This is a genomic window from Brevibacillus centrosporus, from assembly GCF_003710815.1.
GTDB lineage: Bacteria > Bacillota > Bacilli > Brevibacillales > Brevibacillaceae > Brevibacillus > Brevibacillus centrosporus.
The window spans coordinates 28,082-45,928 of record NZ_RHHP01000043.1 but is presented as its reverse complement, the minus strand read 5'-3'; the positions used below and the strand labels follow the sequence as shown (position 1 = coordinate 45,928).

At 50.2% G+C, this 17,847-nt stretch carries 17 protein-coding genes and 1 tRNA gene; 13 read left to right on the top strand and 5 right to left on the bottom strand.

Going from position 1 to position 17,847, the window contains the following annotated elements; all coding sequences use genetic code 11:
• Window positions 1-201 precede the first annotated feature (201 nt).
• The gene (locus tag EDM55_RS27310) at window positions 202-663 is read left to right on the top strand and encodes a copper amine oxidase N-terminal domain-containing protein (protein ID WP_092275334.1); all 462 of its coding nucleotides are present in this window, start codon (window positions 202-204) and stop codon (window positions 661-663) included.
• A 375-nt stretch (window positions 664-1,038) separates the two neighbouring features.
• Window positions 1,039-2,268 (top strand): branched-chain amino acid ABC transporter substrate-binding protein, encoded by a 1,230-nt coding sequence (locus EDM55_RS27305; RefSeq protein ID WP_122961855.1) that lies wholly within the window; start codon window positions 1,039-1,041, stop codon window positions 2,266-2,268.
• Between the two features lie 285 nt (window positions 2,269-2,553).
• Here the strand turns inward: EDM55_RS27305 and EDM55_RS27300 are convergent, their stop codons facing one another.
• Together EDM55_RS27300 and EDM55_RS27295 are read right to left on the bottom strand one after the other, a co-directional pair.
• On the bottom strand, window positions 2,554-2,688 hold the full coding sequence (locus EDM55_RS27300) for a DUF4023 domain-containing protein (RefSeq protein WP_092275328.1): 135 nt from the start codon (window positions 2,686-2,688) through the stop codon (window positions 2,554-2,556).
• A 40-nt stretch (window positions 2,689-2,728) separates the two neighbouring features.
• Complete coding sequence (locus EDM55_RS27295) at window positions 2,729-4,606, bottom strand: PAS domain-containing sensor histidine kinase (protein ID WP_122961854.1); 1,878 nt, start codon at window positions 4,604-4,606, stop codon at window positions 2,729-2,731.
• A 211-nt stretch (window positions 4,607-4,817) separates the two neighbouring features.
• On the opposite strand from EDM55_RS27295, the gene EDM55_RS30495 reads away from it, so the two are divergent.
• Window positions 4,818-4,970: a hypothetical protein gene (locus EDM55_RS30495; protein WP_170184454.1), complete on the top strand. Its 153-nt coding sequence runs from the start codon at window positions 4,818-4,820 to the stop codon at window positions 4,968-4,970.
• Window positions 4,971-5,133: 163 nt separating this feature from the next.
• On the opposite strand, the gene EDM55_RS27290 is transcribed toward EDM55_RS30495, so the two are convergent.
• Window positions 5,134-5,481 (bottom strand): TetR-like C-terminal domain-containing protein, encoded by a 348-nt coding sequence (locus EDM55_RS27290; protein WP_141295718.1) that lies wholly within the window; start codon window positions 5,479-5,481, stop codon window positions 5,134-5,136.
• A gap of 297 nt (window positions 5,482-5,778) precedes the next feature.
• Between EDM55_RS27290 and EDM55_RS27285 the strand changes: the two genes are divergently transcribed.
• On the top strand, window positions 5,779-6,783 hold the full coding sequence (locus EDM55_RS27285) for an ABC transporter substrate-binding protein (RefSeq protein ID WP_174769313.1): 1,005 nt from the start codon (window positions 5,779-5,781) through the stop codon (window positions 6,781-6,783).
• Window positions 6,784-6,840: 57 nt separating this feature from the next.
• Here the strand turns inward: EDM55_RS27285 and EDM55_RS27280 are convergent.
• A tRNA-Arg gene (locus tag EDM55_RS27280) sits at window positions 6,841-6,915 on the bottom strand.
• Between the two features lie 171 nt (window positions 6,916-7,086).
• The gene (locus tag EDM55_RS27275; RefSeq protein ID WP_373863346.1) at window positions 7,087-8,115 is read right to left on the bottom strand and encodes an ABC transporter substrate-binding protein; all 1,029 of its coding nucleotides are present in this window, start codon (window positions 8,113-8,115) and stop codon (window positions 7,087-7,089) included.
• A 175-nt stretch (window positions 8,116-8,290) separates the two neighbouring features.
• On the opposite strand from EDM55_RS27275, the gene EDM55_RS27270 reads away from it, so the two are divergent.
• From EDM55_RS27270 to tpiA, 9 genes are all read left to right on the top strand, one after another.
• Window positions 8,291-9,301 (top strand): FecCD family ABC transporter permease, encoded by a 1,011-nt coding sequence (locus EDM55_RS27270; RefSeq protein WP_122961852.1) that lies wholly within the window; start codon window positions 8,291-8,293, stop codon window positions 9,299-9,301.
• On the top strand, window positions 9,294-10,334 hold the full coding sequence (locus EDM55_RS27265; RefSeq protein ID WP_122961851.1) for a FecCD family ABC transporter permease: 1,041 nt from the start codon (window positions 9,294-9,296) through the stop codon (window positions 10,332-10,334). The genes EDM55_RS27270 and EDM55_RS27265 overlap by 8 nt, the downstream gene beginning before the upstream one ends.
• Before the next feature lie 168 nt (window positions 10,335-10,502).
• The gene (rpoN, locus tag EDM55_RS27260; RefSeq protein ID WP_122961850.1) at window positions 10,503-11,876 is read left to right on the top strand and encodes an RNA polymerase factor sigma-54; all 1,374 of its coding nucleotides are present in this window, start codon (window positions 10,503-10,505) and stop codon (window positions 11,874-11,876) included.
• Between the two features lie 21 nt (window positions 11,877-11,897).
• The gene (locus EDM55_RS27255; RefSeq protein WP_092275384.1) at window positions 11,898-12,152 is read left to right on the top strand and encodes a glutaredoxin family protein; all 255 of its coding nucleotides are present in this window, start codon (window positions 11,898-11,900) and stop codon (window positions 12,150-12,152) included.
• Between the two features lie 181 nt (window positions 12,153-12,333).
• Window positions 12,334-13,353, top strand: coding sequence for a sugar-binding transcriptional regulator (locus tag EDM55_RS27250; RefSeq protein WP_092275309.1), 1,020 nt, complete (start codon window positions 12,334-12,336; stop codon window positions 13,351-13,353).
• Window positions 13,354-13,381: 28 nt separating this feature from the next.
• Entirely contained in the window at window positions 13,382-14,743 is a 1,362-nt protein-coding gene (locus EDM55_RS27245; RefSeq protein WP_092275305.1) for a Na+/H+ antiporter NhaC family protein, read from the top strand.
• A 19-nt stretch (window positions 14,744-14,762) separates the two neighbouring features.
• A complete protein-coding gene (gene gap / locus EDM55_RS27240; RefSeq protein ID WP_122961849.1) occupies window positions 14,763-15,767 on the top strand; it encodes a type I glyceraldehyde-3-phosphate dehydrogenase in 1,005 nt (334 codons plus the stop codon).
• 99 nt (window positions 15,768-15,866) lie between these two features.
• Entirely contained in the window at window positions 15,867-17,051 is a 1,185-nt protein-coding gene (locus tag EDM55_RS27235; RefSeq protein ID WP_122961848.1) for a phosphoglycerate kinase, read from the top strand.
• An 11-nt stretch (window positions 17,052-17,062) separates the two neighbouring features.
• Window positions 17,063-17,818: a triose-phosphate isomerase gene (gene tpiA / locus EDM55_RS27230; RefSeq protein ID WP_092275296.1), complete on the top strand. Its 756-nt coding sequence runs from the start codon at window positions 17,063-17,065 to the stop codon at window positions 17,816-17,818.
• Window positions 17,819-17,847 lie beyond the last annotated feature (29 nt).

Here is a 17,847-nt window from a genome sequence, read left to right as displayed (position 1 = left end):
GCACAAAAACATTTGTTCGCGGGATATTTTTTTTAATCAAGAAAAATTTGACTGGGTAAATGTTTGTTATTGTCTATAGTGTGGGCATGAATGAGGATTCTTCTGCATAGGAAAAGAGTGGTAGAAAAAAGGATTCCGTAAAACAAGCGTCGAAGTTAAAAATTTGGAATTTATTTCATTAACAATTGAGGGGTGTTTACCATGCTTCGCAAGCTTTCGGCATTTTTCCTGACAGCAGCGCTCTTGACTGGCAGTGTAGCAGCAACGGCTGCCTTTGCCCAGTCGGCTCCGGTCCAACAGCAAAAAATCAAGGTCAACCTGAACGGAAAGGAGCTTGCTTTCCCGCAGGACATCGTTACGGAAAATGGTGTAGCTTACGTGAACTCCAGTACGCTGGCAATTGCTTTGGGTGGTTCGGCAGCTTGGGATACGATGAGCAAATCGCTTCTGGTGGCAAAGGACAACAAGTACGCGCTGCGCATGTACCAAAATAGCACGTTTGCTTATAAAAACGGTAAGGAAACCAGAGTCCCGTATGCACCGCGTGTAACGACGGGTGCGGTTCTGGTTCCGCTCGTATTCATTGCACAGGAGCTGGGAGCAAAAGTCAGCTACGATGCGAAAAAGCTTACCTACAACCTGACGATCGAAATCAAATCATAGTCAGCGAAAGCTTCTGGAGGAATCCTCCGTTGTAGTCGTCTCCGAGCTTCCCTATAATAGAGACAAAGCACGTGCAACGGAGAGGAGCACCAGACATGCAAGGAAGCACGATTGCCAGCGTAGTCATGATCATTGTTTTTGTGGCAGTGGCCATTTACGTGATGTGCAAAGCGTATTCCCATAAATACAAAGAATAGAAAGTATTTTCCAAATGAAGCCGTTTCCTTATCAGGAAGCGGCTGTTTCTATTTAAATATATTATCATCGTTCATATGGAATAGAAAAATTGTTATTTTAGTTGCAAATTTTCTAATTTATTTTACAATGTAGTAGTAGTTCATAGTTTGTTCGTAAATAAAGAGGGGGATGTTTGCTATGAAAAAACAGAAGACACTGTCAATTCTCGCAGCTACGTTTGCGTTGGGTTCACTCTTGGCTGGCTGTGGTGGAGGTCAAAGTGCTGCTCCACAACAAAGCGGCACATCGGAGCAAAGCAACAGCGGCGGTGCAAGTGCAGGCGGCACATTGGAAAAGCTGGTAATCGGCGTCGTAGGGCCAATGTCGGGCCAATATTCTGACTATGGAAGCACGGCAAAAGCTGGTGCAGAGTACGCACTGAAAGAGAAAGCGGAAGCCTTCAAGAAACTGGGCTTCGACGTGCAGCTTTCCGCTCAAGACGACCAGGCTGACCCGAAACAAGGGGTAGCGGTAGCACAAATGCTGATTTCCAACCCAGACGTGGTAGGGGTAGTTGGACATGCGACTACCGGTGCTTCCATTACGGCCGCTGCTCAATACGATCAAGAAAAGCTGGTAATGGTTTCTCCTTCTGCAACAGGCTCCGACCTGACCGAGCAAGGCAAAAAGATCGTACACCGCATTTGCGCGCGTGACGACCAACAAGGATCCAAAGCAGCGATCTACGCAAAAAATCAGCTGAATATTAAAACAGCTTATCTAATGCATGACAAGCAAGCATACGGCCAAGGTCTGGCAGAAGAAGTGAAAAAGCAATTTGAGAAAGACGGCGTTCAAATCCTGGGCTTCGAAGGCGTAACAGCTGGTGAAAAAGACTACAGCGCAGTGATCAACCAAATCGTTGCGGCAAACCCAGAGATGGTATACTTCGGAGGTTACTACTCCGATGCAGGAATCATCGTGAAGCAAGCGCGTGAAAAAGGCTTTAAAGGGATCTTCATGGGTGGAGACGGCTACGACTCTGCAGACCTGGTGAAAATCGCAGGTGCTGACAACGCGAACAACGTTGTCTTTACTTCCACGGTTGGCGATGTAGGCGCTACAGAAGACGGCAAGAAGTGGATCTCCGACTTCGAAAGCTCGACTGGCAACAAAGTAGGGATCTTTACTTCCTTTGGCTATGACTCCATGGGTGTTATGCTGAATGGTCTGGAAGAAGCGATCAAAGCAAACGGCGGCAAAAAGCCTTCCCGTGAGCAAGTGCTGGAAGCTGTTCACAAAACAAAAGACTACAAAGGTAAATTCGTAAACGTAACCTTCGACGATAAAGGCGACAACACATTTGCATCCGTATACGTGTACAAATACGAGAACGGCCAAAAAGTATTTATCGGCGAAGCGAAATAACGACTTAGGTGCGAAAGCGTTTTGGGACATACTACGTTTGGCATGACAACCTTAAGCCCCAGCAAAGGAAGGGAATCGAATGTCAAACAATCGCAACACCCAAAACGGCGGCAACCAAGGTCACAGCAGTAAGAATCAAAAGAGCCAGAACCAAAAGTCTGAGCGAGACCGCAACCTGAACAAGCAGGATCCGCAGTAAAGCAGCAAAGGAAATGCCCACCCGTTGAGCTGAGTGCTCGAGGGTGGGCATTTTCTGTAAGTGGGGCCAATGCAGTGGCCAAACGCTTAAAGGCCCTGTTTGTTCGGCAGGCGTTTTTCAGGGTGATTATACCCTTGATGCTGCTTGTTCTTGAGGTCTTTGGCTTGCGCTTCGTGGATTTTGGCCACGAACTCACTCGTACTCATTTTCGTAAAATCCATGGATTGCACACCTCCCATTGCCCTAAGGAATCGTACCCTGTTAGGATGACCCAATGTCATCGTCGACAATCGGCAGGGTGATTTTTACGACGGTTCCCTGATTTTTTTTGCTGGTGATATGGAAGGTGCCATTGTGATCCTTGATGATTTTGTTACTGATCATCAGGCCAAGACCCGTTCCCTTATCTTTGGTCGTGAAAAACGGCTCGCCCAGCTTGGACAATAATTCCTCGGGTACCCCACAACCGTTGTCAGCCAGTCTGACCAAGACGTGGCGATTTGGCAGCAATCGGGTGGAGATACGGATTTCCCCCTGCCCATGATTCGCAATGGCCTCGATCGAGTTCTTTATAATGTTGATAAATACTTGCTTCAGCTGATTTTCTTCACCAGCGATAGGAGGGCATTTGCCAAAGGAGGTCTGGAACCGTATATTTTTCAGGTTGGCCTCCGAGGCGAGCAGTGCCAGCAGGTTTTGCATCAGGACGATGAGGGAAATCGGCTTGATCTGCAGATTCTGCGGTTTGGACAAGATCAGCAGCTCACTGACAATGAGATTGATTCGCTCGAGCTCGGATAGCATGATGTCGGCGTACAGCTTGTTGTCCTGCAGAGTCGGATACAGCAGCTGAATGAAGCCCTTTAGAGAAGTCAAGGGATTGCGGATCTCATGGGCGATTCCTGCTGCCAGCTCTCCGATGACGGATAGCTTTTCTGCTTTGCGCAAAAGCTCTTCATTGTTCCGGCGCTCGGTAATATCGCGGGATACCAAGATGAAGCCGTCGCATTCATTTTCCTTGGTCATGATCGGAACACCTTTGGATTCTAAGACGATCCACTTGCCGTTCTCGCATTGATAGCGGAATTCGTACGTTCCTGCTTTTTGATAGTGGATCAACTGGTTGAAATGCTTGATGAAAAGATTGCGGTCATCGGGATGTACGTGCTCCAGCGTCACTTGTGACATGAGCTTGTGACGCCCCAGCACACGTTCATGAGAGGGCGACAGGTACAGGATTTCTCCCTGTTTATCGGTAATCATGATAAAATCGTCGGTGTGCTCGAGGATGATCCTGTTTTTCTCTTCGCTTCGGAGCAGGGCAGCCTCGGAATACTTTCGTTCCGTTACGTTGCGTGCGACGAACATGATGTTTTCCACCTGTCCTTGATCATCGAGGATGGGGAAGCCGCGTGTGTCAAACACAATGGGTGAACCGTCTCTGCTTAGGGAGCGAACTTCAAACTGGACTTGCTCCTTGGTTGCCATGATTTGCTGGTGGCAAGCTCGCATAAGAGGCATGTCGTCAGGGTGAACGAGCAGCAATCGACTTGAGGACTGGAACTCCATGTGCGAATATCCGAGATGCTGCTCGACAGATGGTGAGATATAAATGCGTTCCATGGCGGGATTAAAAATCGTAATAATGTCTTGGGTATGATCGATCAACAGGCGATATTTGGTCTCGCTCTGCTTCAAGGCTTCTTCGACTTTTTTACGGTCCGAAATATCGCGAGCGGTGCAAGCAGAACCGATAATGGTCCCATGCTCGTCGAAAATGGGTACAATCGTCAGGTTCACATCCATCAGGGATCCGTCTTTACGCTGGCGAACGGTTTCGAAATTGGTGATTTGTACCCCCATTGTGCGTACAGCGTCAAAGAGCTGATGGGCTTCCACCTTCAGATCCTCCGGGATAAAACAATAGGGTGTTTCCTTTAGCTCGTCCATTGTCCATCCGTAATTGTGTTCAAAAGCTTGATTGATTAAGATGAGCGTGTTGTCCATATCACTGAATGAAATCGCATCCGTCGTGTAGTGAAAAAAGGCACGAAGGAGCTGATCGGAAAGCCGTTGCGTGGATAATTGCTTTTTGGATCTCTTCCTTTTCCATGAAAAGGAGGAAGTGAGCTTGTCCATTGTTGGTTCCCTGCCTTGTCAGTGGGATGGTGTAATGCACTGTGATGGATGATGTCGTAACTATTCGCTTTGAAGATGCCTTTTTCCTATCGCTGAGGACGGAATTATCGAGAGTGATTTGAAATTCACGAGATTGGCTTAAATGAGTGACATCCTGCAGCGTAGAAATCAGGTATAATGAAGAGAAAAAGAAAGACAGGGGGGATTGTGAATGACAACGGGTTTTCTTGTAGTGGTGGTCATTATATTCGTTCTAATTATCGGAAGCACCCTCTGGGTCACGAATAAAGCTTACTCCCGCAAGTCGGAGCGGATCGATCCGTTACCGGGTAAAGAGGGTATTCGGAAAGAATTGGATCAATAGCTTTCACATATAGAAGCCTGCGGCCGCTGCTGCAGGCTTTTTTCAACGTATAAGAATTTATAAGCGTAATGCTTATGAATTCTGGAGCGCATGAAAACTTTCCACTAAAACGCGGTCGCTCCTCCTTGAGCAGGCCTCGATAGAGGTTTTCTTATTGCAACTTTTACAGCAAGGCCCGCATCGAGCTAGTCAGCTGGAAGGCGAGTCGTCCGATTTCCTCCGGCGTCTCGCGAAACTCGCGCAAAGTCCACTCGGTTAGCAAGACGTGAAGGGTAGAGGAAAGGGAGCGTTGGGCATAGTAGTCCAGTCCTTCCAGGGGAAAAGGCTTCTTTGCCTCAGAGTCAGGCTGGACGAGCTCAGAAATGACATATTCCAGGCTGCGAAAGATGATTTGCCTGATTTTCCGGTCTCGGTTGTTAATGTTGGTTACAAGGGAGACAGGCGTATGCTCCTTCCACATGCGAAACAGCGAGATAAACATATTTTCGTCCAGTCCATTGGGTTCATCCACTTTTAGCCAGAGCTCCGCATAAAGCTGGCATAAATAGTCAAACAAAATATCGTCTTTATCTTGGTAGAGTGACAAATCCTTTCGTTTGTCTATTTTCCCTCTGATTTGCGTGAAATCATTTGAAAACGAGAGAAATCTATATTAGTGTTACAATTGTAACATTTGATCTGCCGCATGCGCATCGGGAGAACAGAGAAGGGGGCAGGGATATCGGGAAAGGATGTTTTATTTTTTTTATGTCTTTTTAACTGATAATGATATTCATTTTTAACAAAGGATGCTAGGGGGAAAAGATTCATGTTTACCAGAGCTTTCACAAAAGGAAGAATCACAGCGATGCTGCTCGTCGTATTATCGTTGCTCGTATCCGCGTGCGGGAGTCAGACAACGGCACCAGCTCCAGCCGCAACACAAGCACCTGCAGCCAAGGAAAGTCTAGCGCCAGCCGCAGAAGAGGCGAGAACGATCACGCATGCCATGGGAGAAACCAAGATTACAGGGACACCACAGCGGATTGTCGTGTTGACCACACAGGGGACGGAGAGCTTGCTCGCATTGGGAATCAAGCCGGTAGGGGCCGTCAAATCGTGGATCGGTGACCCGTGGTACGATCACATCAAGGATCAAATGGGCAAAGTGGAAGTAGTAGGAGATGAAACGCAGCCGAACATGGAGCTGATCGCAAGCCTGAAGCCGGACCTGATCCTCGGTACGAAGGTACGCCAAGAGAAAATCTACACGCAGCTTTCGTCCATCGCTCCAACCGTATTTACCGAAAATCTCGGTGACAGCATGATCGAGAACTTTGAGCTGTACACACAGGCACTGAACAAGGAAGCAGAAGGAAAGGCCGTACTCGACGCTTTCAACAAAACGATCGAGGAAGCGAAAACGAAGCTCGGCGATAAAACAAAAATGCAGGTATCCATGGCTCGCTTCCAGCCTGGCAAAGTACGAGCATACCTCAAAAACAATTTCGCGGGAGTCATTCTGGATAAGATCGGATTTGCAAGACCGGAAGCACAAAACAAGGATGAGTTCACGCAAGACATTGCGAAAGAGCAGATCAACCTGCTGGATGGGGATGTTTTCTTCTACTTTACTTCCGATCGTGAAGGCGATGACGGAGCGACCAAAACAGCAAAGGAATGGCTCAGCGATCCACTCGCGCAAAACATGAAGGTGGTTAAGACAGGGCGCGCTTACCTGGTGAACGAAGCGATCTGGAACTCTTCGGGAGGCATTCTGGCTGCTGAACTGATGGTAAAAGACGTGGAGAGGATCTTCGGGGAAATCAAATAGACAAGGGGAAGGAAAACAAAAGAAGACTGGAATCATTCAGTCTTCTCATTACTTCGATGGTACGCCTGAAGGGAATCGAACCCCCGCACATGGTTCCGGAGACCATTGCTCTATCCACTGAGCTACAGGCGTATGGTATGGAAAAGTAATACTTACCCATTATAAGACATCTTCTGAGCCAAATGCAAACAAAAAACCTGCTTTTGGTTCAATTTTTTCGTGAGGGTGAACTCATTCAAGGGAAAAGGGAAGGGGCAGCCGCGCCGTGACGTTGCCCCTTCTGTTTTATGCGTTTACGCGATCTTACTTCGAAAAGTGTGCCACGATCTCATCGAGCAGCAGGTTGGCGGACAGGATGCCACCGCCTGTATTCCAGATGACTTCGTTGACTTGGAAGACTTGATTGTTTTTTACAACGCTCAGGTTTTTCCAAAGAGGATCATTGACCCATTCGTCACGGTAAGTCGCAGCCGCTTTGTCGTCGTAGTCGGAGACCCAGTAGAACAGGACATCGCCATCGGCTTCAGCCATTTGTTCTTTTGCGATGACTTGCATGAATTCATCTTTATCCTGAGAAGCGGGACGTGCAAAGCCGAGCTGGTTGAACAGCACGCCTGCAAACGTGTCTTTCATGTAGAGGCGGACCTTTCCTGGCAAGAAGCGGACGATCGATACCTTCGTCTTTGTCTTTTCACCCAGTTTGGTTTTCGCTTCCTCTACTCTTTGGTCAAAGCTGGCCAGAAGCTTATCACCCTTTGCCTTTTTGTTTACCGTTTCCGCATAAAGCTTGAAGTTGATCTTCCAGCTTCCGGACAGGTCCTCGGCAAACACGGTCGGTGCGATGGAGGAAAGCTGGGAGTAGATTTTTTCCTGACGTACTTTGTTGCCGATGATCAGATCCGGCTTCAGACTGGCGATCAGCTCGATATTGGGCTGGGTTTCCTCGCCAAGATCGGTGACACCTTGCATTTGCTCTTTAATATGGTCATACCAGGGCTCGCCTTGCCAGGACTTGACTGCTCCTACGGGCTTGACGCCGAGACTGAGAAGGGCTTCTGTCCCTTCGTTGGTGAGGATCACAACGCGCTGGGGATCTCCTTTGAGCTCGGTTTCCCCCATCGCATGTTTAATCTTTCTCACTTCCGAGCGGGTATCGCTAGAAGCGGGAGTTGAAGCGGGTGCTGTTGTTGCTGCTGTTGTTGGCTGACTATTTGCGGCATTTTGACCGCCTGCAGCATTTTGACTACCGGAGCCGCAGCCTGTGACAAACAGCATCAAAGACAAGCCGAGGGAGCATAAAACCTGAAAGACTGGCTTACGAGGAGTAAGCATGATGGACGACCTCCTGATAGTGATATTCATTATCGTTTATACAAGTCATACTGTATAATTAAGGAAAAGGAATGTCAACGGATTTTTTGATAACAATTATCAATCTCATTGACGAGCTGGAAATAGACAGCTTACAATGAGAGGAAATTGCCTGGGAAGAAAGTAGGGAACAGCCGTGAAATTTCTTTTGCACAGCCGCGTTCAAAAGTCGGTTGTTCTAGTTGTAGGAATCGTCTTATTAGGTATAGCCATGGTTGCTAGCGTTCTGTACGGTATCCAAAACTTTCGCATTGCGACTGCGATTGAAGCGTATACCAGCTTTACCGGGAGCAACGAGCAGCTCATCATTTTGCATACGAGGGTTCCTCGAGCGATCGTAGCAGCCTTTGTAGGAGGGAGCTTGGCATTGGCGGGAGTCCTTTTGCAGGCTTTGACCCGCAATCCACTCGCTTCCCCTTCCGTTTTTGGGATCAACTCGGGAGCGGCCCTGCTGATTGTCGTTGCCTTGTTTTTGTTCGGAGGTATGTTTACCTTTACGCAGATGATGTGGGTCGGATTTTTAGGTGCAGCCTTGACTGCCTTGATCGTCTACATACTTGGTTCTGCAGGTAGAGGAGGGATGTCCCCCGTAAAGGTGACGCTCTCTGGCGCGGCAGTCGCTGCGTTTGCGTCTTCTTTGACCTCGCTGTTTATGCTCATCGACGATAAGACGATGGAAGAAGCACTCTACTGGCTGGTAGGTTCCGTGTCAGGCAGAGATTTGCGCCACGCCCAGATGATTATTCCGTATCTTGTGACTGGATGGATCCTTTCCATTTTTCTGGCTGGCTCTTTAAATCTGATGGCCCTCGGCGATGATGTCGCGAAGAGCCTCGGACAAAAAATTGTCTGGGTGAAGGCTTGTATCGTGATCGTCGTCGTCCTTCTCGCAGGGGGGGCGGTTGCGCTCACAGGTCCCATCGGCTTTGTCGGGATCGTAATTCCGCATATCTGCCGCTATCTGGTCGGGATAGACCATCGCTGGGTGATTCCTTACAGTGTGGTCATGGGAGGCATGTTTCTCGTCTTGGCGGATCTGGTATCCCGTTTTCTGCTGATGCCGGAGGAAGTACCAGTAGGAGTGGCTACGGCTGTCATCGGCGTGCCGTTTGTCATCGCCATCGTTAGGAGGAGGGCGCATGAATAAATTTGCGGTCGTTCGCAGTCAAAAGCCTTTGCTTTCGTTTCAGATTCACGTTCGTTCTTTTGTGATTATCGGCATGCTCATTAGCCTGCTTGCTGTGGCGATTGTGGCAAGTATCGGGCTGGGGAGCATTCGCATCCCAGTGTCGGAAGTACTGAAATCGCTAGTCGGGATGGGGGACAGCACCTTCCAGCTGGTCGTCGTGAATTTGCGTCTGCCTCGCATTCTGGTATCGGTCATGGTCGGTGCCGCGCTGGCTGTTTCTGGAGCCATTTTGCAGGCGCTCGTCCGCAATCCTCTGGCTTCACCTGACTTGATCGGGACGACAAATGGAGCAACTGCTGCTGCGGTTGCGTTTATCGCTTTTTCCAATGGGACTTACAGCATTCATTGGCTGCCCCTGGTAGCTTTGATCGGCGGCTTTTTCGCAGCTTCGCTGACTTATGTGACGGCTTGGAAGCGGGGGCTGTCGCCGTTTCGCTTTGCCTTGATCGGTGTCTCCATTTCGGCGGCAATGGGAGCGTTGTCCGTTTACTTTATGATCTCAGGTCCGTTGTATCTGACTTCCCAAGCGCTTGGCTGGATGTCGGGAACGGTTTATGGAACCTCGTGGGATCATGTTCTCACCATTCTGCCATGGGTAGTCGGCTTTTTGCTGGTGACGATCATCCAGTCGCGTACGCTTAATGTACAGGAGCTGGGAGATGATATTGCCAAAAGCGTAGGGGTGCAGGTAGAAAGGAAGCGTTTGATCCTCATCGCGGTAAGTGTGGCCCTGGCAGCTGCTGCCGTAGGGATTGCCGGAGGAATCGGCTTCGTGGGCCTGATGGCACCTCATATGGCACGTAAGCTGGTAGGCTCGTCCTACGGTGCCCTGCTGCCGACCTCTGCGCTATTGGGTGGACTCTTTGTCCTGTTGGCGGACTCGGCAGCGCGGACGCTGTTTGTGCCTTTGGATGTGCCCGCTGGTGTTTTTACGGCTGCTGTGGGTGCCCCTTTCTTTATGTACTTGTTATATAGAAGCAAAAGAGAATAAACGCAAATCCTCCAGAAAAGTGGCCTTGATCGATGGGCCACTTTTTTCCGCTAGGTATTCATTTATTGGCAGGAAAATTGCAAGGGAGAACGAATATAATGACAATAGAGACGAGAGACGAAAAGCAGCTAGAGGAAGTGCCGGAAAGAGGAAAGGGGCGATTTCTTCATGAACATGGGACTGGGATTGTTTCAAGAACAGACGCTGAAGCTAGTGATGACGCCGGAGCTGCGTCAGGCGATTACCATATTGCAGTATTCTGCCGTCGATCTGATTTCCTATTTGCAGGAGCAGGCCATCGAAAATCCAGTCTTCGATCTGGAAGCACCGCGAGAAGTGGCCTCAGCCAAGGCGGAAAAGCCGACGCCGGAAATTGACTGGAAGGAAATCGTAGGGAATCGGGCGTCAGGCGAGTACACTGCAACTAAAAATGAAAGCACTTACAATCCGCTTGATTTTGTCCAGCAAGGCTCGGATAGCCTGTATGAGCATCTGGAACGCCAGCTCGGGTATGTAAAAGGCTTTACTCCGCTGCAAAAGAAAATTGCTTTGTTCTTGATCGGAAATCTGGATGAAAAGGGATACTTGGAGGTCACGCTCGAGGAAGCGAGCGCCAAGCTGGGAGCGGATCTTTTGGAGATCGAAGACGTGCTGTCGATCCTGCAGCACTTTGATCCGGTTGGAGTCGCGGCGCGAAGCTTGGAGGAATGCTTGCTGCTGCAGCTGGAACACCTGGCCCTCGATGATGAAAAGATCGTCCAGGTGGTGAAGTTCCACTTGCAGGATCTGGCGGATAATCGCTACCAGCGCATTGCCGATAAGGTCGGATGCACCCCTTTGGACGTGCAGGCGATGGCGGATCTGGTGCGTACATTGAATCCGCGTCCGGGTGCAGCGTACTCTCATGCGGATACACGCTATGTGATCCCGGATGTAGCGGTCGAAAAGGTAGGAAACGAGTATGTGGTACTGGTCAATGACATTGCGACACCTCGCCTGAAAATCAACAGCTTTTATGAAAAAATGCTAAGCCAGCAAAAGAGCCAGGAGGAAGCGAAGCAATTCATTCACGAAAAGCTGAATGCGGCGATGTGGCTGGCGAAAAGCTTGGAGCAGCGCAGGCTGACGCTCATGCGCGTGACACAGGCGATCGTGGAAATGCAGCAGGACTTTTTTGATCGCGGGATCGACTACCTCAAGCCGATGACGCAAAAAGAAATTGCCGAAAAGGTCAGTCTACATGAGTCTACGATCAGTCGGGCGACCAGCAATAAATACGTACAGACCCCAAGGGGAATATTTGAACTGAAGTACTTCTTTACCTCTGCGCTCTCTACTTCGAGCGGGGAAGCGACCTCATCAGAGAGTGTGAAGCGGAGAATCAAGGCCTTGATCGAGCAGGAAGACCGGAAGGCACCGCTGTCCGATCAAAAGCTGGGAGAAATGCTGCAGACAGAGGGAATCGAGATTTCTCGCCGAACGGTTGCCAAATACCGGGAAGAAATGATGATTCCGTCGTCCGCAAAAAGAAAGAGGTTTTAACGTTTGGTACAAGAACGAGTGATGGAAATAGTCCTCTATGGAAGAAACAGATGCCACCTGTGCGACGAGGTGGAGCTCTTGATCCGCACCTTGGCAAAGGAGTTCCCGCTTCGTCTGCAGGTGGTTGATATTGAGAGTGATCCAGTGCTGCACGAAGAGATGATGCTGGTCATTCCTGTAGTGGCGATCGACGGGGAGATTGTTTTCCGTTCGGTGACGCATGTCGTGACATTTCAGGAACTGCATCAGGAACTGACGCGCAGGACCAGCAAGTAAAAGGTCTCCCCACGTTAAGTGGGCTTGGGGAGGTCTTGCAAGTTTTTAGGAGATGTGCTACATTCGTGTTGTAGCGAGATTTCTTTTTTTTTGCTCCACGCGGGACATAAAATGTATATAGAGGGACAAAAAACGTCCCGTAATATGAATAGCCCATCCACACACACAAGGAAGAAGGTTTATGCGCCGATTACTTGAGTTGCAACAAAAGCTTTTACCCGACCTGATTCCCATCTTGCGCGACCGATACATGCTGCTGCGTTCGATCTATCACCTGCAGCCGATTGGCAGAAGGGGCCTGGCTCAGGAAATGGGTACGACCGAGCGGATCTTGCGAGCAGAAGTGGATCTTTTAAAAGAAACAGGACTGCTCCACGTGACCGCAGCGGGTATGAGTCTCAGTGAAGAAGGCATGCAGGTGTTGGATGAGATGGAGCCGATGGTAGGCGAATTGTTCGGTCTGACAGATCTTGCTGAAGGCTTGCAGCGAAAGCTGGGGATCGCGGAAGTCATCGTCGTCTCAGGCAATGCCGATCAGTCGCCCTGGGTGAAGGAAGAGCTGGGACGCGTGGGAGCTCGCGTACTCAAGCAGGTCATCTCCGAGGGAGATATCGTCGCGGTTACAGGTGGCTCCTCCATAGCCAGTGTAGCGAAGCATTTATCGCCATCCGCTGCTTTCCGCTCCGTCCAGTTCGTACCGGCTCGCGGTGGCCTTGGAGAGCGAGTGGAGCTGCAGGCGAATACGCTTGCCTCTGCGATGGCGGCAAAGACGGGGGCTTCCTACCGACTGCTTCACGTGCCTGACCGACTCCATCCAGAAGCGCTGCAGACACTGCTCAAGGAGCCGCAGGTACAAGACGTCCTTTCGCTCCTGGGAGAGGCGCGCATCGTCTTGCATGGGATCGGTGACGCGATGACGATGGCGAAACGGAGGAACTACTCCGAAGATGAGCTTCATGAGCTGGAGGCTGCTGGAGCGGTTTCAGAGGCGTTTGGGTATTACTTTGATGAGGCGGGAGTGACGGTCCAGCGCATGCCGACCATCGGATTGCAGCTGGAGGAGGTTCACGAAGCGGAGAAAGTGCTATCCATTGCGGGTGGCGAAAGCAAGGCAAAAGCGATTCTTTCCTTTGCCAAACAGTCATGTCAGAATGTACTTATCACAGATGAAGGGGCTGCGAGGTCTCTGTTGTCTACATGACTGTATAAAAGGAAGGAAGTTGATTGAAATGCCTATGGCAGCGATGCTCCCGATTTTCTCGCTGATCGCAGGTATCGTGCTCAGCTTGACGATTGGTTTTCCGCTCGCGCTGGGGATTGTTTTCGCGATCTTGGTCACACTGGTTAGTGTAGTGAAGCTTGGCTATTCATGGAAAGCACAATTTGCCTTTGGCTGGGAAGGCGTCAAGCAGACAAAGCCTGTTCTGATGATCCTGTTTCTGGTCGGGCTGCTGATTCCGCTGTTGATGATGGGAGGTACGATTCCCGCAATCATCTACTACGGGCTTTCCATCGTCAATGTTGACTACCTGCTGGTCCTAGCTTTTCTCATGACTGCGGCCGTGAGCTATTTGCTCGGGACGTCTGTGGGAACACTGAGTACCGTCGGCTTATCGCTCATGGGGATCGCGCATGCTGCTGACATTTCACAGGGGATGGTCGCAGGCGCATTAATCTCTGGAGCGATGGTTGGTGAGCGTTTCTCGCCCATCTCCAGCAGCCGCTTGCTGGTATTGTCCAGTGTAGGAATGACAGAAGAGAAGGATAGACAGACGCGACGCCCTGCATGGCTGACCGTAGGTATTTGTGTGGTACTGTACCTGGTGCTCGATCTGTTTCGGTCACAGGCTGGCTCGAGCAATACCATTCAGATGTACCAGGAGCTTCTCCTGCGTCATTATTCCATCAGCTGGCTGCTCATGCTGCCGCTGATTGTGCTGATTGCTTCCTTTGCCTTTCGAGTAAAAGCGATAGTCGCCCTGCTTTACGGAATTGTTGCCAGTGCCATTCTGGTGTTTGTGACGGCGACTCCTGACGCCAAGACGTTTGCAGGCTCCATGCTTTACGGCTACGAGCTGCACTCAGGCACGTCACTCGATGAGCTGGTACACGGTGGCGGGATGCTGTCGATTATCAGTGTACTCATCCTGATCATCCTTGCAGGATTTTTGAACGGAATTTTGAACAGGGCTAACCTCTTGACTCCCATCGTTGACAAGATGATGGGATCTACCAAAAAGAGCACGGTTCTGGTAGCGAAGGCTGCAGCCCTGTCGCTGTTGGTCGTCATCATCAGCTGCAATCAGACGATCCCGATCCTCGTGCTCGGATCTACCTTGCTCCATCGCTTCTCACAGTGGAACGACGGACGGGTGTTTTTGGGGAAAACGATGATGGACACGACGCTGGTCATGCCTGTTCTGATTCCTTGGAATGGGCTGGCGATGGTGATTTCAATCGCCTTGGGTGTATCTACGGTAGAAACGCTGCCGTACCTGTTCTTTTCCTTGCTGTTGCCGATTGTAACGATTGTTGCCTCCCGAAATTTCAACACGGAGGGGGGCTCAATAGCCAATAAAAAAGCGATATAACTAGTGGGAGGTATTCCTTATGGTAAAGGTTGGTATTAACGGTTTTGGACGCATTGGTCGCAACGTGTTTCGTGCAGCGCTGAACAATCCAGATGTGGAAATCGTGGCAGTCAATGACCTGACTGATGCACAGACATTGGCACATCTGCTCAAATACGATACGGTTCATGGCGTGCTTGATCTGGATGTAGAAGCAGGCGAAAACTCGCTGATCGTAGGCGGAAAAGAAATCAAGGTTCTCGCTGAACGTGATCCAGCTCAGCTCAAATGGGCGAATTACGGCGTAGAGATCGTGGTAGAATCCACAGGTCGTTTCACCAAACGCGAAGATGCAGCGAAGCACCTGGAAGGCGGAGCGAAAAAAGTTATCATTTCCGCACCTGCTACCAATGAAGACATCACAGTGGTTATGGGCGTAAACGAAGACAAATACGATCCAGCACAGCACACCGTGATTTCCAACGCATCCTGCACTACGAACTGCCTGGCACCTTTTGCGAAAGTCCTGAACGACAAATTCGGTATCGTGCGCGGCTTGATGACAACCGTCCACTCCTATACCAACGACCAGCAAATTCTCGACCTGCCGCACAAAGATCTGCGCCGTGCGCGTGCAGCAGCAGAGAATATCATCCCTACCTCCACAGGAGCAGCAAAAGCAGTGGCACTCGTACTGCCTGAGCTGAAAGGCAAGCTGAACGGCTTCGCAATGCGCGTACCAACTCCTAACGTATCTGTCGTGGATCTGGTAGCTGAACTGAAAGCAGATGTGACGGTTGATGAACTGAACCTGGCGTTGAAGGAAGCAGCAGAGGGACCACTCAAAGGCATCCTTGGCTATTCCGAAGCACCGCTCGTATCCTCCGACTACAATGGGAACCCAGCATCCTCGACAATCGATGCCTTGTCGACTATGGTCCTAGAAGGAAACATGGTCAAAGTAGTATCTTGGTACGATAATGAATGGGGTTACTCAAATCGTGTTGTAGACTTGTGCCATTTTGTTGCGCAGCGCGGCTTCTAACAGATAAAATAGAACTGTTGTGGAAAAAAAGGGAGAGCAATCTCCCTTTTCCCATATCTGTTTTACGAATAAAAAGCCAATGATTTGGGAGGATCGTTCATGAATAAGAAATCTATCCGCGATGTTGAACTGGCAGGCAAGCGTGTATTCTGCCGCGTCGACTTCAACGTGCCAATGCAGGACGGGATTATCACCGATGATACACGCATCCGTGCTGCCGTGCCGACCATTCAATTCCTGGTGGAAGCAGGGGCAAAAGTAATCCTGGCAAGCCATTTTGGCCGTCCTAGCGGGCAAGTAGTGGAAGAGATGCGTCTGACCCCGGTCGCTGCCCATCTGTCTACTCTTTTGGGGAAAGACGTAAAGAAGCTGGATGACTCCATCGGAGCAGAAGTGGAAGCAGCTGTTCAGCAAATGGAAGCAGGAGACGTCATTCTGTTGGAAAACGTACGCTTCCACGCAGGGGAAGAAAAGAACGATCCGGACATTGCAAAAAGCTTTGCAGCGCTTGCTGATCTGTTTGTAAACGACGCGTTTGGTACCGCACACCGCGCCCATGCTTCTACAGCAGGGATCGCTAATTACATACCGGCTGTAGCAGGCCTATTGATGGAAAAGGAAATCCGCTTTATGGGTGGAGCTCTTTCTCGTCCAGAGCGTCCGTTTACGGCGATTGTCGGCGGAGCAAAGGTGAAAGATAAAATTGCTGTTATCGAAAATCTGTTGACCAAGGTCGATCATTTGATTATCGGCGGCGGCATGGCGAATACGTTTTTGAAAGCACAGGGCTATGGAATCGGTGCTTCTTTGTGTGAAGACGATAAGCTGGATCTGGCACGCACGCTGATGGCACAGGCAAAAGAACGCAATGTGTCTTTGCTCATGCCAGTAGATGTAGTTGTCGCTGACCGTTTTGCAGCCGATGCGGAGAAGCAGACGGTGAGTATCGATGCGATTCCAGATGGGTGGATGGCACTCGATATCGGCCCGAAAACCGTAGAGCAGTACCACAAAGTGATTGTGGACTCGAAAACGGTCGTATGGAATGGACCGATGGGCGTGTTTGAAATGGACGCATTTGCCCAAGGTACGATCGGTGTAGCGAAGGCGATGTCGGAATGCTCGGGTACGACTATCATCGGTGGCGGGGACTCGGTAGCCGCTGTTGAAAAAGCAGGCGTAGCGGAACAAATGACACATATTTCTACGGGCGGCGGAGCTTCCCTGGAATTCATGGAAGGAAAAGAACTGCCAGGGGTTGCGGTGCTCGCCGATAACGAATAGGGGGAGTTTTCTTGAGAACACCAATTATCGCGGGGAACTGGAAGATGTTCAAAACGATCGCAGAAGCTACTGCCTTTGCGCAAGAAGCCAAAGCGGGGACAACAAAGGCTGGCGTCGAAAAAGTCGTTTGCGCTCCTTTTACAGCGCTTCCGGCATTGGGCCAGATTTTCGCAGGTACGGATATTGCGCTGGGTGCACAAAACATGCACTTTGAAGAGCAGGGAGCCTATACCGGAGAGATCAGCCCGGGCATGCTAAAGGAAATTGGGGTGAAATATGTCATCCTCGGCCATTCGGAGCGCCGCCAGTATTTTCAAGAAACGGATGAGACCGTGAATAAAAAGGTGCATGCTGCCCTGAAGCATGATTTGGTGCCAATCGTATGCGTAGGCGAGAGTCTGGAGCAGCGGGAAGCGGGCGAGACAGCGAACGTCGTGCGTACGCAGACAGAGGGAGCGTTGGCTGGACTTTATGCTGCACAGCTTGCGAATGTCGTGATCGCGTACGAGCCGATCTGGGCGATTGGGACAGGCAAATCTTCTACAGCTGAGGATGCCAACGAAACGATCGCGATCATTCGCCAGACGATTGCCGAGCGCTTTGGGCAGGAAACAGCGGAGCAAATTCGCATTCAGTACGGCGGCAGTGTGAAACCGGAGAATATCGCCAGCTACATGGCTCAGCCGGATATCGACGGAGCGTTGGTCGGTGGAGCGAGCCTGGTTGCAGAAAGTTATTTGCAGCTCGTAAACGGAGCTTGCTTGTAAACGAAGCTCAGCAATAGGAGGAGAAACGA

What these genes read in the sequence shown, in the direction of transcription:
- EDM55_RS27310 (WP_092275334.1), top strand. Translation starts at nt 202, where the DNA reads ATGCTTCGCAAGCTTTCGGCATTTTTCCTGACAGCAGCGCTCTTGACT.
- EDM55_RS27305 (WP_122961855.1), top strand. Translation starts at nt 1,039, where the DNA reads ATGAAAAAACAGAAGACACTGTCAATTCTCGCAGCTACGTTTGCGTTG.
- EDM55_RS27300 (WP_092275328.1), bottom strand. Translation starts at nt 2,688, where the DNA reads ATGGATTTTACGAAAATGAGTACGAGTGAGTTCGTGGCCAAAATCCAC.
- EDM55_RS27295 (WP_122961854.1), bottom strand. Translation starts at nt 4,606, where the DNA reads ATGGACAAGCTCACTTCCTCCTTTTCATGGAAAAGGAAGAGATCCAAA.
- EDM55_RS30495 (WP_170184454.1), top strand. Translation starts at nt 4,818, where the DNA reads ATGACAACGGGTTTTCTTGTAGTGGTGGTCATTATATTCGTTCTAATT.
- EDM55_RS27285 (WP_174769313.1), top strand. Translation starts at nt 5,779, where the DNA reads ATGTTTACCAGAGCTTTCACAAAAGGAAGAATCACAGCGATGCTGCTC.
- EDM55_RS27275 (WP_373863346.1), bottom strand. Translation starts at nt 8,115, where the DNA reads ATGCTTACTCCTCGTAAGCCAGTCTTTCAGGTTTTATGCTCCCTCGGC.
- EDM55_RS27265 (WP_122961851.1), top strand. Translation starts at nt 9,294, where the DNA reads ATGAATAAATTTGCGGTCGTTCGCAGTCAAAAGCCTTTGCTTTCGTTT.
- rpoN (WP_122961850.1), top strand. Translation starts at nt 10,503, where the DNA reads ATGAACATGGGACTGGGATTGTTTCAAGAACAGACGCTGAAGCTAGTG.
- EDM55_RS27255 (WP_092275384.1), top strand. Translation starts at nt 11,898, where the DNA reads ATGGAAATAGTCCTCTATGGAAGAAACAGATGCCACCTGTGCGACGAG.
- EDM55_RS27250 (WP_092275309.1), top strand. Translation starts at nt 12,334, where the DNA reads ATGCGCCGATTACTTGAGTTGCAACAAAAGCTTTTACCCGACCTGATT.
- EDM55_RS27245 (WP_092275305.1), top strand. Translation starts at nt 13,382, where the DNA reads ATGCCTATGGCAGCGATGCTCCCGATTTTCTCGCTGATCGCAGGTATC.
- gap (WP_122961849.1), top strand. Translation starts at nt 14,763, where the DNA reads ATGGTAAAGGTTGGTATTAACGGTTTTGGACGCATTGGTCGCAACGTG.
- EDM55_RS27235 (WP_122961848.1), top strand. Translation starts at nt 15,867, where the DNA reads ATGAATAAGAAATCTATCCGCGATGTTGAACTGGCAGGCAAGCGTGTA.